This is a genomic window from Allopontixanthobacter sediminis, from assembly GCF_009828115.1.
Taxonomy (GTDB): domain Bacteria; phylum Pseudomonadota; class Alphaproteobacteria; order Sphingomonadales; family Sphingomonadaceae; genus Allopontixanthobacter; species Allopontixanthobacter sediminis.
Map to the genome: position 1 here is coordinate 57,128 of NZ_WTYL01000005.1, position 13,967 is coordinate 71,094.

Below are 13,967 nucleotides of genomic sequence, written 5' to 3' on the forward strand. Positions count from 1 at the left end.
AGCCGGATCGCTGCCGCCGAAGAATGTCGAAGCCATAAGCCACCCAACGCCGCTAGCGCCGAAGGGGTCCGTGGCAGGTCGGTTTTTGGTTGCGATGCAGTCATCTATGAGCAGGCGTTCCGAATGCATGCACTGACGAACATCCGGGTAGTCGTTCGTCCAAGGCGCTTTCCGAGACACAAAAGCGGCGGATGCGGTCACACTACCTTCGGTCGGGCCGGTAGGCTGTTAATCGCCGGATACAAAAAAGATCTGTCGTTCCGGACAGAACCCAGCGCTCGTCAGTAGAACGCGTGCTCCCCGCTAACGGTCAGGTCACGCGCTCTCTCGAGATTGACGTGTGTCTGGAAATAGAACTTATCCGTGCTGCGGCCGTTTGCGTAAAACCAGATCCTGGTCGTGCGCGCCGTTCCTCGGACGGCGATTGTCTTCGAGGAAACTGCGTCGACCAAGGGACCGCCCAGACGATCCTCCAACTCGCGTTCGACCTTTGGGCTCACGGCGACCGTCAGGCTGCGAGGATCGCGGTAATCAGGCTGTGAGTTAAGAAACAGCCGTCCGTTTTCGCGCCCGGTCCCGCGCACGACCATTTCGAACACACCTGTGATGCCATTCTCGGATTGAGCGGCGTTAATCACCGCCTGTTCCGGTGTAATGCGAAGCGGCAATCGCTCGATGGCCGGTGAAGCGCAGGAAGCGGCAAGAAGCGCTAGGCCAGCAACAAGAGAATTACGCATCCAATCTCCGAAACATAGGTCTCCCTAGCTTACCGCGCGATTTATTTCCCTACAATGACGGCTTGCGACAACATTTCTGACACAAGCAGTTGGCCTGGCCAATCCCAAAACCAAAATGTCCGGTCTATGGCATTTGGACAAAAAAGCGGACCTACCGGACACGGCGACGATGCGGACCTTCGTGACGCAACGCTTCTTACGTCGGCTTTCATCATAACAGCGATATCGCTCGCACAAGAACCGTCCCTAAGCGAGGTGCCTCACCCACCTCACTTTTGGCCGACCTCGCCTGCCGTCCTGCGGGCTTCGCTCGGTGACATCCCGGTCCAACGGCGATAACTCCCGAAGAAACTTTTGCGATCACTATAGCCCAGCAAGTGAGCAATTTCCTCGTTCGCCAGCGAGCGGACCACGCGAAATGGCGATGCCCGGTCGGGTCGGCAAGTCAGCGCGAGCTCCGTCAAACGGACCATCGCTTCCCACGCTGCCACGTATTGCGCTTGTATCTCGGGCAATGGCGACTGTTATTCGGGCGGCTCTAGCCGTAGGGTGAACTCTCCCTGGTGCCGGTATCGTGGCTTCTGGGGGCATCATTTAGAACTGTCAGTGAGAGCAAAATGACGAACACACTATCCTACCCGATCGGCACGCCAGGCAAGCCTTGGAGAGAGGATGAGCGTAACCAATGGCGAGTATCTCAGCCTCAACAGCGCCGCTATCAGGATGATGTGGTTCCCCGCATCATGGCTCTGGCTGACCGTTTTGAAATTCTCACCTATGGCCAGCTTAGCTACGCTGGCGAGGCTTACACCCTCTTTGCCCTGCGCAACGGCAACCCCGAACCCAGCCTGCCGACGGCCCTCGTGACGGGCGGTGTCCATGGATATGAGACCAGCGGAGTGCTGGGAGCGCTGCAATTTCTTGAAACACGGGCAAACGAATATGCTGGAAAGATCAATCTTCTCGTAGCCCCGTGCGTCAGCCCGTGGGCATATGAGCGGGTCAACCGCTGGAACTACGACGCCTTCGATCCCAACCGCAGCTTTGCCGCAGATAGCGATGTACGCGAGTGCGCCGCATTGATTAAGCTGGTGGCCGAGCACGCCGGACCCTATTTGCTGCATATTGACCTGCATGAAACAACCGACAGCGATGAGAGCGAGTTTCGTCCGGCCCTTGCCGCGCGAGACGGCGAAGAATTCGAACCGGGCATTATCCCCGATGGCTTCTATCTGGTTGACGACAGCGAGAACCCGCAACCCGCCTTCCAAGCGGCGATCATATCAGCGGTGGAACAGGTCACGCACATCGCGCCGCCGGACGATGATGGAAAGATCATCGGCTCGCCCATGGTTGCACGCGGAGTGATCAACTACCCTCAGGCCAAATACGCAATGTGCAGTTCCCTAACCGGCGCACGGTTTACGACAACCACCGAAGTCTATCCCGATAGCCCACGCGCCACGCCTCGGATCTGCAACGACGCCCAGGTCGCTGCGGTGTGCGCCGCTCTGGACTTCGCGCTGGCGCATGCATGAGCCAAGGGTCGCTGCATACGGCCGCAAGCCCTCGGTTTATCGTAACTTCTCGTGTTTGTGAACGACAGACTTCGAAAGGCGGTATCGAACGATCGAACATTTCCTATGTCGTCGGGACGCCCCACCGGGGGAGGATTTTAGGACTGTCTGGTGCGGTCGAGAAGACTCGAACTTCCACGGCCTTTCGGCCACAACGACCTCAACGTTGCGCGTCTACCAGTTCCGCCACGACCGCACTAAAGTCAGGATGCGCCTAGGCGATCCTGCGGGGTAGGAGGGGGCCACTAGCAAAGGGCCGATCACTCCGCAAGCAGTGCTTTTGTCTCGCGAAGAATAGTACGGAGTGCCCGGTTGGGCAGGCTGCCTGTCCCGTTGCGGGACCGGGTTAACACTTCGCTTGTGAAGATGGTGAATAATGTGGAAACATTTGCGGCATGGGTATCGCCGCATCCTTGCTGTACCTCGCCGCCGCGACCGCGCAGGCCGGAACGACCGGCACCCTGCCTTCGTCCGCTCCCGCTTCAACCAATGCAGGCAAAGGGGCGGCAGTGCAGGTCCACGCGTCGGCGCGGATCCTGGCCGGAGCGGAAGTCAGGCATCGGCGGGGGGAGCAGGGGCCGGAAATAACCAGCCGGACGCCGCCGCAGATACGGCGGGACAGCGCGGACAGGATGTGGATCGAGTTTAGCTAGGCTTCCATCCGATTTCGACGAATTTCGCGGATTTGGGAACGTCCTTCATCGCTTCGACCACGGTCATCTTTTCGCCCGGGGCCAAGGTCGGTCTGGGCGGTGCCAGCACCCAGCTGTAGACAATTTTCTCCCGTTCATCGCGCATGACGATCAGGATGGAGGGCACCCGGCGGCTTTCGCGGCCGATATTCGTGATCGTCCCGACCGCACCGAAAAACTCGCTACCGTTGGGCAGCGTCCGGCGGTCCTGCTGCGCAGGCGGGAAATCAAGTTGCAGGTCCGGCTGGCTCGCGGCAAATGTTGGCCGGTTCAAGGGAACCCAGTCCGGCGCGCCCCAGTAACTGACCGCCGCGATGGTCGCGAGCGCGATAATAGCGAATACCGCAGCCGCGGCAGTCCAGATGCGCAGCGGGTTCCGGCGGGAACTGAACGGCGGTTGGTATTCGAACTGGGAATATTCCGGTTCGGGTTCGTCCTGCGAACCCGGCGCGAAATCGGCTTCACGCGGATCGTCGGCAAACGGTTCAGGATCCGGGTCTGGGGCGGGCTCTTCCGAGGCGACCGGTGGAGCAGGAGTAGGACCGCCAGCCGTCTCGGCGGCGAATTCGTTCGGGGGAGGGGCGGGTGCGGGGGCCGATGTGGCTGGTGCTTCCGCCGGTGCTACCTCGGTTTCGGCGGCTGCCTCGGGCCGGTCCGGCAATTGCCCTTCCTGGAACCAGCTATGACGGCATTTGGCGCATCGTACTGTCCGCCCTTCGATACCGACGGCGCTGTCGGGAACGACGTAACGCGTGGCGCATGCGGGGCAGGCAATAATCATGGTTGCCTGACTCTTTAGTCCTGCAAGGGGTATGCAACAAGGCTTCAACGGCTATCGGGGGGAATACGGTGGCTTTTTTCCACATCGAAGCATAGCTATAGGCCAATCATCATGGCAGTATCTTCCGTTCCCGGCACAATTAATCGATGGGGCTGCCCATCCTGCTGCGGAATTCGCAGCGATCGCACCTGTGAACTATGCCGCCGTGATGCGCGCGGATACTGCCGATGAGCCCCCGAACCGGTGAAACCATTGCCTTCGACAATGTCGGGCTGCGTTACGGCACCGACCGCGAAGTGTTGAGCGACGTGTCTTTCACGCTGTATCCGGGCAGCTTCTATTTCCTGACCGGGGCGAGCGGCGCGGGCAAGACTTCGCTGCTCCGGCTGCTGTACCTTGCGCAGCGTCCGTCGCGCGGCGGCATCTCGATGTTCGGCACCGACGTGATCACTTTGCCGCGCTCGCGGTTGCCGGCATTTCGCCGCCGTCTCGGCGTCGTGTTCCAGGATTTCCGGCTGGTTCCCCATCTCTCCGCCTTCGACAACATCGCCCTGCCGCTGCGGGTTGCCGGAATGCGCGAAGCCGACCTCGCCGGGCCGGTTTCCGATATGCTCGAATGGGTCGGCCTGACCAGCCGCGCGCATGCCCGGCCCGCCACCCTGTCGGGCGGAGAGCAACAGCGCGTGGCGATTGCACGGGCGGTGATCGGCCGTCCCGACCTGTTGGTCGCCGATGAGCCGACCGGTAACGTCGATCCGGAAATGGCGCTCAAGCTGCTCCGCCTGTTCGAGGCGCTCAACCGGCTCGGCACCACCGTGGTGGTTGCGACCCATGATGTGCACCTGCTGCGCAAGGTGCCCGATTCCCTGATCATGCGGCTGGACAAGGGGCGACTGTCGGACCCGACCGGTGCGCTGCGGTATCCGCCGCGCCGGCAGATGTCCGATATCGATGCCGATGCGCCGCTGCCGCGCGATGGGGGCGAGTTTTGAAGCGTCCGCGCCGCAGCAGGAAAAACGTCGATGGTCGCCTTTCCGGCCGCTTTTCTGCCATGCGCGGTGACCGCGCTTCCCAACTGGTTCCGCAGGCCCGGCTAGCCGGTCCGATACCATGGGTGATCGCGATAATGGTCGCGCTGACGGTGATCGCCGCTGCCGGGGGCCTGGCGCTCAACAATCTCGCCCAGACCGCGCAAAGCGAATTGTCGGGCGGCGCGACGGTGCAGATTGTCGAGGCCCTGCCGCTGGAGCGGAGCCGCCAGGCGCAGGCATCGCTCGCGCTGCTACTGCAGCATCCCGCCGTGGTATCCGCCGCGCGGGTACCCGATGAGGAACTGGAACAGCTCTTGGAACCGTGGTTGGGCGTGGGGGCGGACCGTGAAGCGGTGCCGATCCCGGCCCTGATCGACGTGCGTTTGCGTAGCGATGCGACCGAGACACAATTGGATTCGCTGCGCACCCTGCTCGCCGAACAGGCCCCGGCGGCACGAATCGACGCGCAGTCGGCGTGGCTTAGGCCCGTTTTCTCGGCGATATCTTCGCTTCAGTGGCTCGCGCTGGCGTTGGTCGTGCTGCTGGGCCTCACCAGCGCCGCCGCCGTCTGGCTCGCGGCCCGCAGCGCGCTTGGCACCAATCGCAACACAATCGAGGTCGTTCACCTGCTGGGCGGTACCGACAGCCAGATCGCACGGATATTCCAGCGGTCGGTCGGGTTCGACGCTGCGCTCGGCGGCGCCGCCGGGCTGGCGTTGGGGCTGATCGCCGTGTTCGTGATCGGCCGCCAGTTTGCCGGGCTCGGTTCGGGAATGGTGGCCGGAGGGGGGCTTTCCTGGATCGACTGGGTGCTGCTGGCGCTCGTTCCGGCCTTCGGCGTGATCATCGCCGTGCTCACCGCCCGCGTGACGGTCATGGGCGCGTTAAGGCGGATGCTGTGATCCGCCGCATTCTCGCAGCGATCGTGATCGTCTGGGCAGCCGGGTTCGCGTGGTTCGCGGTCGCCCTGCCGGGTCCGCTGGCGGACGGCGAAGAAGCGCCGACCACCGACGCCATAGTGGTGCCGACCGGCGGTCCCGGGCGGATCGAACGGGGGCTGGAAGTGCTCGCGGCGGGCCATGCCGAACAGATGCTGGTGAGCGGCGTGGATCCGGAAGTGAAACCGGGAGAATTCGCCGCGCAGTTCGCGGTACCGATGCAGACGATGCAATGCTGCGTCACACTGGGCTATGCCGCGGTCGATACGCGCGGCAATGCGGCGGAAATAGCCGATTGGCTGGAGGAACGCAGTTACACGTCCGTCCGCCTGGTGACGACTGACTGGCACATGTGGCGCGCGGCGGGTGAATTGCGTCATGTGCTGCCGGACGAGGTGACCATCATCGAGGACGCATCAGCGTCAGACCCCAGCCTGAAAACCTTGCTGCTGGAATATCACAAATTGCTGGCAAGCCGCATCGCCTGGCTGTGGCAGCGTTGAGGACACCATGATTTTCCTGCGCAATATCCTGTTCTATCCGGCGTTTTATCTGGGCAGCGTGTTCTTCGTCCTCGCCTCGGTTGTTTCCATCCCGATCGGCCCCGCGCCGCTGCGATGGTCGGTAGCCGCATGGTCACGTTTTCACCGGACCTGTCTGCGCTGGCTGCTCGGCATCAAGATCGAGGTCGAAGGCCAATTGTCCCGCGAACCGGTGTTTTACGCGGTCCGCCACGAAAGTTTTTTCGAGGCGATCGATGCTCCGGCAATGTACGATACCCCGGTCACCTTCGCGAAGCATGAACTGTCGATCATTCCCGGCTGGGGGCGCGCCGCGAAGGCGTATGGCATGATTTTCGTCGAGCGGGACCAGGGCGCGAAGGCGCTGCGCAAGATGGTCTCGGCTGCCCGCGAATATTCGCAGGAAGGTCGCCCACTGGTGATCTATCCGGAAGGAACCCGCACACCGCATGGCGAAGCCGGGAAATTGCAGGCGGGTTTTGCAGGATTGTACAAGCTGATCGGGCTGCCAGTGGTTCCGGTCGCGGTGAACAGCGGCCCGATGTATCACCGGTTCTGGAAACGCCCCGGAACCATCACCTACCGGATCGGCGAAACCATTCCCCCCGGGCTGCCACGCGCGGAGATCGAAGCGCGGGTAATTGCCGCGATCAACGCTCTCAACTAGGCTCCTTGGTGCCTTGCCCGGTATGGTCGGCGCGGCCGAAATCGGGGCGGGCATCGTCCTGGCCCATCTCGATGATCGAATTTCGAATGTCGCGGGTGCGGGTGAACAGGTCGAACAACGCCTCCCCGTCGCTAGATCGGATCGCCCGCTGCATCGCAGTCAGGTCTTCGGTAAACCGCCCGAGCATTTCCAGCACCGCCCCGCGGTTGTGCAGGAACACATCGCGCCACATGGTCGGGTCCGACGCGGCGATCCGGGTGAAATCGCGAAACCCGCCTGCCGAGTATTTGATAACTTCGCTGCGGGTCACATCCTCGAGATCGGATGCGGTGCCGACGATCGTATAGGCGATCAGATGCGGGATATGGCTGGTCACCGCCAGCACCAGGTCGTGATGCGCGGCGTCCATGATTTCGATCCGAGCCCCGATCCCTTCCCAGAAATCCTGCAGATCGGCCAAGGCATCGGGCGGCGTGTCCTCGTCCGGCGTGAGGATGCACCAGCGGTGCTGGAACAGGGAGGCAAATCCCGCCTCCGGCCCGCTGCGCTCGGTGCCCGCCACGGGATGCGCGGGAATTACCGTGTGACCGGGCAGGGCGGCTCGCAATGCTTCCCCGACGGTCTGCTTCGACGAACCCACGTCGGAGATGATCGCATGGGGCGGCAGGCTGCCGCGGATCTGCTCAGCGGCTGCAGGGATCGCCCCGACCGGGACGCAGAAAATAACCAGGTCCGCATCCGCCACAGCGTGTTCGGCAGTGCCGCACACTTCGCCGACCAGTCCCCGCAATCCGGCCCTGACACGCACCCCGGGGTCGATGTCGAAGCCGGTGGTCGTCACTCCCGGCAGGAATTCCTTCACCGCCAGGCCGATCGATCCGCCGAGCAGGCCGAGCCCGATGATTGCCGCCCGTTTGATCGCCATCAGGCTTCCCCGACCAGCACGCGAAGGGCCGCCATGACATCGTCCATCTGCTGCGAGGTGCCGATGGTAATCCGCAGGCCATGCCGTAAATCCTGCCCCGGCAGCCAGCGAACCGCATAACCAGCGTCTGCCAGCGAATCCTGCGCCATTTCGGCTGTGATGCTGCCTTCGAACAGGACCAACAGGAAGTTCGCCTTGCTGGGAACGGCGCGTAAGCCGTGATTTCCAAGCCCGTCAATGAAGGCGGTGAACCGCGCGAGTTGGGCGGTGTTGTGTTCGCGCGAAGCTTCCACGAAACGCCGGTCGCCGACCGCGGCCAGAGCGGCGGCCTGTGCATGGTTGGTGACATTGAAGGGGCCGCGAATTCGGTTGAGGTTGGCGATGATGTCGGGCGCGCCCGTGGCCCAGCCCACCCGTTCCCCGGCCAGGCCGTAGATCTTGGAGAATGTCCGCGTGAGCAGCACGTTTTCATGCGCCGCGGCCAGCGACAATCCGCCGTCGTCTTCCTCGTCGGTCAGATATTCCGCATAGGCGTGGTCGATCACCAGCAGCACATCGGAAGGCAGGCCGGCGTGCAGGCGCGCGATCTCCGATTGCGGCAGGTAGCTACCGGTCGGGTTGTTCGGGTTGGCGACGAACATGATGCGGGTATTATCCCCGACATGTTTGAGCATTTCGTCGACATCGGTGCCGTAATCGCGGTCGGCGGCGACCACCGGCAAAGCGCCGCAGCGCTTGGTGACGATCTCGTAGAGAGAGAACCCGTAGCGCGAATAGACGATCTCGTCCCCCGGCCCGGCATAGGCCTGCGCCGCCAGTCCGAGCAGTTCGCCGGAACCGGTGCCGCACACGATCCGTGCGGGATCGATTGCGTGCAAAGCGCCCAGGGCGGTCCGCAAATCATTTGAATCCGGATCGGGATAATCAGCCATGGGCGCAGCTGCTGCCAGCGCCGCGATGGCCGCGCTGCTGCTGCCGAGCGGGTTCTCGTTCGCGGACAGTTTGACCAGCTTGCAGCCGTCGCTGCCGCGCGCCTTGCCGGGGACATAGGCATGGATGTCGGCGATCCACGGTTTCGGAGTAGGCGGTGTTGTCATGTCGGCGGCGCGAATAGCCGCTTTACGCGCGCAATGACAGCCCGATTGCCGGAACAATTGACAGGCTAGCGCGCCTGCCCCAAGTCCCGCCGCCGATGTCCGTGCAAAATGCCTCCCGCGTGCTCACGCTTCCCGACAGCCTGCCGCTCGACAGCGGGGATGCGCTGGAAGGCGCGGTGATTGCCTATGAAAGCTACGGCGAACTCAGCCCGGCCAAGGACAATGCGATCCTTGTCTGCCATGCGCTGACCGGTGACCAATATCTTGCCAGCGATCATCCGGTGACGGGCAAGCCCGGCTGGTGGGAACGGATGGTCGGGCCGGGCAAGCCGATCGACACGAACCGTTTTCACGTGATCTGCGCCAATGTCATCGGCAGCTGCATGGGTTCCACGGGCCCCGCCAGCAACGCGCCGGACGGCCGCCCCTATGCGATGCGGTTTCCGGTCATCACCATCCGCGACATGGTGCGGGGACAGATCTCGCTGCTGGACGGTCTGGGGATCGAGCGGCTGCACGCGGTGGTCGGGGGGTCGATGGGCGGCATGCAGGCGCTTAGCCTCGCCGCCAATTTCCCCGATCGCGCCGCGCGGGTGCTCGCGATTGCGACCACGGCGCGGCATTCGGCGCAGAATATCGCGTTCCACGAGGTTGGCCGCCAGGCAATCATGGCCGATCCGGCATGGGCTGGCGGGGATTATTACGCGCAGGACCAGCGCCCTGATGCTGGCCTGTCGGTCGCCCGGATGGCGGCGCATATCACCTATCTCAGCGAAGCCGGGCTGACCGAGAAGTTCGGGCGCCGCCTGCAACAGCGGGCCGACGGCAGCGCGGGCGCAAAGAGCTTCGGCTTCGATGCGGATTTCCAGGTGGAGAGTTACCTGCGTTACCAGGGCAGCGGGTTCACCCGGCGGTTCGACGCCAATTCCTACCTCTACATCACCCGAGCCATGGATTATTTCGATCTCGCCGAAGAGTTCTCCAGCGACGGCAGGAGCGGCCACCTTGGCAACGCCTTCGCGGGCACCACGGCGCGTTTCTGCCTGATCAGCTTCGATAGCGACTGGCTGTATCCGACGGCGGAAAGCCGTCACGTGGTCCATGCGCTGAACGCGTCGGGCGCGCCGGTCAGCTTCGTCGAATTGAGCGCACCGTTTGGGCACGACAGTTTCCTTCTCGACGTTCCCGCGCTCGACCGAGTGGTCGCGGGGTTCCTCGAATGAGCGGACCCCGGAAACTGCGGCCCGACCTTGCAGTGATCGCGGACCACATCGATCCCGGCACCCGCGTGCTGGATATCGGCTGCGGCGACGGCGCGTTGATGGCGGCGCTGCGCGACACGCGGCAGGTTGACGCGCGCGGGCTGGAGATCGATCCGGTGCAAGTGGAACAATGCGTCGCGCGCGGCCTGTCGGTGGTCCAGGGCGATGCGGACCGCGACCTGTCGGAATATCCCGATGGCGCGTTCGATTATGCGATCCTCAGCCAGACGTTGCAAACGGCCGAGCGCCCCGACCTGATGCTCGACCAATTGCTGCGCGTCGGACGCCAGGCTTTCGTGAGCTTCCCCAATTTCGCGCACTGGCGGATGCGCCGCGCACTGCTGGTCACGGGGCGGATGCCGGTGACGCGGCACTTGCCGGTCAGTTGGTACGAGACGCAGAATATCCACCACGTCACGGTGACCGACTTCCGCGAACTGCTGCGAAGCAAGGGCGTGAAGGCGGACCGCAGCTGGTTCTTTGCGGGTGAGCGCGAAATCGGCCCGGCGGGGGCCAACTGGCGCGCCGAGTATGCGGTGTTCCAGCTCAGCCGGTAAGGGCGTCTATCGCCGGGGGCCTTCCGGCTGGAGGTAGGCGGGATCGAAGGACGCTTCTTCCACCAGGGCCGGGTAATCTTCGATGACGAAATTGCGGCCGTGGGTCCGGATGGCCCCGCTTCGGCGCAGCCGCTGGATGCTGCGGTTGGTGTGAATTGCGCTGAGACCGACGGCGTCGGCAAGATCGGCCTGGGTGATCGGCAGGACGAACGCCCGCCCGTCGCCCAGTCCTATCTTCTCGAGGCGCGCGTTGAATTCCAGCAACAGGTGGGCGACGCGAGCGACCGCAGTGCGCCGTCCCACGTTGACCGTCCATTCGCGGAAGATCGATGCGTCAACCAGAGTGTCGAACCAGAAAGCGCGGCCCCATTCCGGGTAGTCCGACGCGAGATCGAGGATGTCTTCGCAGCCGATTGTGACGACGGTGGTCGGAGTGTGCGTCCTGATCCCGCTGTCCGAAACGGTTAGCAGCCCCGCGTTGAGATCGACCATGTCCCCGGCCAGATGGAACGAGTTGATCTGCTGGGTGCCATTCTTGAGCGTGGAATAGCGGCTGGCGACACCCGTGAGTATCAGGCAGGCCCGTGTCGGGCGATCGCCTTCCTTCAGAATATCGCGATAGATTTCATAGCTATGCTGTTCGAGAGGCAGGGCCATAAATGCAGCGCTTGCCGCTTCGGAAAGCGAACGGCGACGTTCCACCTTCGACAGGTAAGGTAGCAGCACGGATCGATCGACAGTCATGGCACCTCCCCTGCGGGGAGCGCTATCGTGTCTCTCAGCCACCGGTCTGCAGTTACTGCCCGATGATTCCTCGAGTATAAACTAACTCACATTAAAATCAAACTTGCATCAATAACTTATTTGTATCAGTGTTTATTTCTCTAGCGCGGCCGGCGCCTAATCTTCGATCAATATCGCGTCCTGAAAATGTACCTTTGCAACTTCATCGCCCGCCTCGCTGCGCACCGATATGAACGAGCGGCGGGACACGGGCTTGCCTTCGTTTATTTCGCTGGAAATAATACCGCGCAGTGCAGTGATCGCTACTTGCCTGGCTGCAGCGAGGTTACCTTCGTCCCGTCCCTCGGGGTCGTGGACAAAACCGGCACCATTGCTCAAATCAAAATAGTATCTCGGCATCGTACTACAAATCCCGGGATTGCGGGATTGTTCCAACGTGCGGATAGATAAAGCTCATAAAACTTAATTACTTAGATATCCTGCGACACCTGCGCGCGGCGAATGCTCCAGACATTGTCTTCATCACGCACAAGACCGCAAACGAGCTCGTCATCGAGCCATAATTCACCCGTCCGTCCGGCTGTTTCGCGCTCAGCAAACGCAAACGCTTCATGGCCGTCATCGGAATCGAAATGGACAATCTTCGCAGCATTGCCGCGATGATCGAAGAACATGAGCTGGTACGCCTTGCGCCCGCCCTGGGCAATCGAGGTTGGTAGATTGGTGTAAATATTCTCCACAGCGACCTCCTTCCGCCAATGTGGTGAAGGTCGGGGAGGATTCGCGCAATCACATAGGTTAAGTGAAAGCGGTGCGGCGGATAATAATTCTCGCGCCGGTTCAGGAATAGCGTCGTGACGTCACTTCAGACGCTCGGCATGCCACCCTATATGTTCGGCCATGAAGGTTTCGATGAAGTAGTAGGAATGGTCGTATCCCTCCTGCATCCGGATCGCGGCCGGAATCCCGGCCTTGCGGCAGGCGAGGGCGAGCAGGCCTGTTTTCAATTGTTCCGTCAGGAAATTATCGGCGGTGCCCTGGTCCACCAGCAGGTGATCGAGCCGGGCTCCGTCCTCGATCAGGGCCACCGCGTCATGCTTGCGCCACGTGTCCCGGTCCGGTCCCAGATACCCGCCCAGAGCCTTCTCTCCCCACGGGCAGGCCAGCGGGGACGCGATCGGAGCGAAGGCGCTGACCGACCGGAAGCGGTCCGGATTGCGGAGCGCGATGGTCAGGGCGCCGTGCCCGCCCATGCTGTGTCCGGTGATACCCTGCCGCGTCATGTCGGCGGGGAAGTGTTCTGCAATCAGCGCAGGAAGTTCGCTTTCGATGTAGCTGCGCATGCGGAAGTTGGCGGCCCAAGGTTCCTGTACGGCGTCGACAAAGAACCCAGCGCCTTTCCCGAAATCATACGCCTCGTCATCGGGCACGTCGTCCCCGCGCGGAGACGTATCCGGGGCTACGAAGATGATCCCGTGTTCGGCGCAAGCGGCGCGGAAATTGCCCTTTTCGGTTACGTTTGCGTGGGTGCAGGTCAGGCCCGACAGATACCACAACACGGGCAATTTCGCGCCCGGCTCGAGGTCCGCAGCCTGCGGCGGGACATACACCGAGAACGTCATCCCGGTACCGGTTTCGGCGGAGGCATGGGAATAAACGCCCTGCACCCCGCCGAAACTGCGGTTGGTCGACAATGTTTCGATCACCGGCAAACCGTTACACCCGCATCAGGGCGCAGATCTTGTTATCGGCGGGATCGCGCAGATAGGCGAGATACAGTTTCATCCCGGCACCTTCGCGGATGCCTGGCGGATCTTCGATCGCGGTGCCGCCGTTGGCGATGCCCGCTTCGTGCCACGCGTCGGCTTCTTCCTGAGATTTCACTGCGAAACCGATGGTTGAACCATTGCCGCAACTGGCTGGCTGGCCGTCGATCGGCTTGGTCAGCAGCAGCATGCCGCCGTTATTCATGTAGATGACCCGGCCTTTGGGATCGATCACGCCCGGCTTGGCACCAAGCACGCCGAGGGTGGCGTCGTAGAACTTCTTCGAGGCGTCGATATCGTCGGCCCCCAGCATGACATGGCTGAACATTACTCTCTCTCCTTGTTGTAGATTCAGTAGACAACCACGCTGCGGATGGATTCGCCCGCGTGCATCAGGTCGAAACCCCTGTTGATTTCGTCGAGGGTCAGCGTGTGGGTAATCATCGGATCGATCTGGATCTTCCCGTCCATATACCAATCGACGATCTTGGGAACATCGGTGCGGCCCTTCGCTCCGCCAAAGGCGGTGCCCCGCCAGTTGCGCCCGGTCACCAGCTGGAACGGGCGGGTCTCGATGGTCTTGCCCGCTTCGGCAACACCGATGATGATCGAAGTGCCCCAGCCCTTGTGGCAGCATTCCAGCGCCTGGCGCATCACGTCGGTGTTGCCGGT

General features: G+C 62.4%; 18 protein-coding genes, 1 tRNA gene and 1 pseudogene. 8 read left to right on the forward strand and 12 right to left on the reverse strand.

The features are described from left to right. Positions 1-281: 281 nt before the first annotated feature. Entirely contained in the window at positions 282-668 is a 387-nt protein-coding gene (locus GRI65_RS14705) for a hypothetical protein (protein ID WP_160757350.1), read from the reverse strand. A gap of 338 nt (positions 669-1,006) precedes the next feature. After that, positions 1,007-1,228 carry an AraC family transcriptional regulator gene (locus tag GRI65_RS14710; protein ID WP_160757351.1) on the reverse strand — a complete coding sequence of 74 codons (222 nt, stop codon included), beginning with the start codon at positions 1,226-1,228 and terminating at the stop codon, positions 1,007-1,009. A gap of 126 nt (positions 1,229-1,354) precedes the next feature. Here GRI65_RS14710 and GRI65_RS14715 point away from each other — a divergent pair, with 126 nt between their 5' ends. After that, complete coding sequence (locus tag GRI65_RS14715; RefSeq protein ID WP_160757352.1) at positions 1,355-2,275, forward strand: M14 family metallopeptidase; 921 nt, start codon at positions 1,355-1,357, stop codon at positions 2,273-2,275. 148 nt (positions 2,276-2,423) lie between these two features. On the opposite strand, the gene GRI65_RS14720 is transcribed toward GRI65_RS14715, so the two are convergent. Further along, positions 2,424-2,510: transfer RNA gene (locus GRI65_RS14720), tRNA-Leu, on the reverse strand. 199 nt (positions 2,511-2,709) lie between these two features. On the opposite strand from GRI65_RS14720, the gene GRI65_RS14725 reads away from it, so the two are divergent. Then, positions 2,710-2,967 carry a hypothetical protein gene (locus GRI65_RS14725; RefSeq protein ID WP_160757353.1) on the forward strand — a complete coding sequence of 86 codons (258 nt, stop codon included), beginning with the start codon at positions 2,710-2,712 and terminating at the stop codon, positions 2,965-2,967. On the opposite strand, the gene GRI65_RS14730 is transcribed toward GRI65_RS14725, so the two are convergent. Beyond that, positions 2,960-3,787, reverse strand: a complete 828-nt coding sequence (locus GRI65_RS14730) for a zinc-ribbon domain-containing protein (RefSeq protein ID WP_160757354.1) — start codon at positions 3,785-3,787, stop codon at positions 2,960-2,962. The two genes, GRI65_RS14725 and GRI65_RS14730, sit on opposite strands and share 8 nt — an antisense overlap. Before the next feature lie 227 nt (positions 3,788-4,014). Between GRI65_RS14730 and ftsE the strand changes: the two genes are divergently transcribed. Genes ftsE through GRI65_RS14750 form a run of 4 tightly spaced genes read left to right on the forward strand, consistent with a single transcriptional unit; the run spans position 4,015 to position 6,944 of the window. Next, positions 4,015-4,779, forward strand: a complete 765-nt coding sequence (ftsE, locus tag GRI65_RS14735; protein ID WP_160757355.1) for a cell division ATP-binding protein FtsE — start codon at positions 4,015-4,017, stop codon at positions 4,777-4,779. Next, positions 4,776-5,720, forward strand: a complete 945-nt coding sequence (locus GRI65_RS14740; protein WP_332872670.1) for a cell division protein FtsX — start codon at positions 4,776-4,778, stop codon at positions 5,718-5,720. Before ftsE ends, GRI65_RS14740 begins: the two co-directional genes overlap by 4 nt. Further along, the gene (locus GRI65_RS14745; RefSeq protein WP_160757356.1) at positions 5,717-6,259 is read left to right on the forward strand and encodes a YdcF family protein; all 543 of its coding nucleotides are present in this window, start codon (positions 5,717-5,719) and stop codon (positions 6,257-6,259) included. The genes GRI65_RS14740 and GRI65_RS14745 overlap by 4 nt, the downstream gene beginning before the upstream one ends. Positions 6,260-6,266: 7 nt before the next feature. Beyond that, positions 6,267-6,944: a lysophospholipid acyltransferase family protein gene (locus tag GRI65_RS14750; RefSeq protein ID WP_160757357.1), complete on the forward strand. Its 678-nt coding sequence runs from the start codon at positions 6,267-6,269 to the stop codon at positions 6,942-6,944. Here the strand turns inward: GRI65_RS14750 and GRI65_RS14755 are convergent. Next, on the reverse strand, positions 6,937-7,869 hold the full coding sequence (locus GRI65_RS14755; RefSeq protein WP_160757358.1) for a prephenate/arogenate dehydrogenase family protein: 933 nt from the start codon (positions 7,867-7,869) through the stop codon (positions 6,937-6,939). The two genes, GRI65_RS14750 and GRI65_RS14755, sit on opposite strands and share 8 nt — an antisense overlap. Then, positions 7,869-8,966: a pyridoxal phosphate-dependent aminotransferase gene (locus tag GRI65_RS14760; protein WP_160757359.1), complete on the reverse strand. Its 1,098-nt coding sequence runs from the start codon at positions 8,964-8,966 to the stop codon at positions 7,869-7,871. Before GRI65_RS14760 ends, GRI65_RS14755 begins: the two co-directional genes overlap by 1 nt. A 95-nt stretch (positions 8,967-9,061) precedes the next feature. Here GRI65_RS14760 and metX point away from each other — a divergent pair, with 95 nt between their 5' ends. Beyond that, complete coding sequence (gene metX / locus GRI65_RS14765) at positions 9,062-10,189, forward strand: homoserine O-acetyltransferase MetX (RefSeq protein WP_160757360.1); 1,128 nt, start codon at positions 9,062-9,064, stop codon at positions 10,187-10,189. Further along, positions 10,186-10,785 carry a methionine biosynthesis protein MetW gene (gene metW / locus GRI65_RS14770; RefSeq protein WP_160757361.1) on the forward strand — a complete coding sequence of 200 codons (600 nt, stop codon included), beginning with the start codon at positions 10,186-10,188 and terminating at the stop codon, positions 10,783-10,785. Before metX ends, metW begins: the two co-directional genes overlap by 4 nt. A gap of 6 nt (positions 10,786-10,791) precedes the next feature. On the opposite strand, the gene GRI65_RS14775 is transcribed toward metW, so the two are convergent. From GRI65_RS14775 to GRI65_RS14800, 6 genes and pseudogenes are all read right to left on the reverse strand, one after another. Then, positions 10,792-11,529, reverse strand: a complete 738-nt coding sequence (locus GRI65_RS14775; protein WP_160757362.1) for a Crp/Fnr family transcriptional regulator — start codon at positions 11,527-11,529, stop codon at positions 10,792-10,794. A 156-nt stretch (positions 11,530-11,685) separates the two neighbouring features. Next, positions 11,686-11,928: a DUF6894 family protein gene (locus GRI65_RS14780; RefSeq protein WP_160757363.1), complete on the reverse strand. Its 243-nt coding sequence runs from the start codon at positions 11,926-11,928 to the stop codon at positions 11,686-11,688. Positions 11,929-11,999: 71 nt separating this feature from the next. Further along, positions 12,000-12,269 (reverse strand): hypothetical protein, encoded by a 270-nt coding sequence (locus GRI65_RS14785; protein WP_160757364.1) that lies wholly within the window; start codon positions 12,267-12,269, stop codon positions 12,000-12,002. 120 nt (positions 12,270-12,389) lie between these two features. Continuing rightward, entirely contained in the window at positions 12,390-13,232 is an 843-nt protein-coding gene (gene fghA / locus GRI65_RS14790; protein ID WP_160757375.1) for an S-formylglutathione hydrolase, read from the reverse strand. A gap of 13 nt (positions 13,233-13,245) precedes the next feature. Then, entirely contained in the window at positions 13,246-13,623 is a 378-nt protein-coding gene (locus tag GRI65_RS14795) for a VOC family protein (RefSeq protein WP_160757365.1), read from the reverse strand. Positions 13,624-13,646: 23 nt separating this feature from the next. Further along, a pseudogene (locus GRI65_RS14800) lies at positions 13,647-13,967 on the reverse strand (S-(hydroxymethyl)glutathione dehydrogenase); the annotation flags it as partial.

Bases quoted from the DNA above. Each gene is read 5' to 3' on its own strand.
- GRI65_RS14715 (WP_160757352.1), top strand. From the start codon at position 1,355: ATGACGAACACACTATCCTACCCGATCGGCACGCCAGGCAAGCCTTGG.
- GRI65_RS14725 (WP_160757353.1), top strand. From the start codon at position 2,710: ATGGGTATCGCCGCATCCTTGCTGTACCTCGCCGCCGCGACCGCGCAG.
- GRI65_RS14730 (WP_160757354.1), bottom strand. From the start codon at position 3,787: ATGATTATTGCCTGCCCCGCATGCGCCACGCGTTACGTCGTTCCCGAC.
- ftsE (WP_160757355.1), top strand. From the start codon at position 4,015: ATGAGCCCCCGAACCGGTGAAACCATTGCCTTCGACAATGTCGGGCTG.
- GRI65_RS14750 (WP_160757357.1), top strand. From the start codon at position 6,267: ATGATTTTCCTGCGCAATATCCTGTTCTATCCGGCGTTTTATCTGGGC.
- GRI65_RS14755 (WP_160757358.1), bottom strand. From the start codon at position 7,869: ATGGCGATCAAACGGGCGGCAATCATCGGGCTCGGCCTGCTCGGCGGA.
- GRI65_RS14760 (WP_160757359.1), bottom strand. From the start codon at position 8,966: ATGACAACACCGCCTACTCCGAAACCGTGGATCGCCGACATCCATGCC.
- metX (WP_160757360.1), top strand. From the start codon at position 9,062: ATGTCCGTGCAAAATGCCTCCCGCGTGCTCACGCTTCCCGACAGCCTG.
- metW (WP_160757361.1), top strand. From the start codon at position 10,186: ATGAGCGGACCCCGGAAACTGCGGCCCGACCTTGCAGTGATCGCGGAC.
- GRI65_RS14775 (WP_160757362.1), bottom strand. From the start codon at position 11,529: ATGACTGTCGATCGATCCGTGCTGCTACCTTACCTGTCGAAGGTGGAA.
- GRI65_RS14780 (WP_160757363.1), bottom strand. From the start codon at position 11,928: ATGCCGAGATACTATTTTGATTTGAGCAATGGTGCCGGTTTTGTCCAC.
- GRI65_RS14795 (WP_160757365.1), bottom strand. From the start codon at position 13,623: ATGTTCAGCCATGTCATGCTGGGGGCCGACGATATCGACGCCTCGAAG.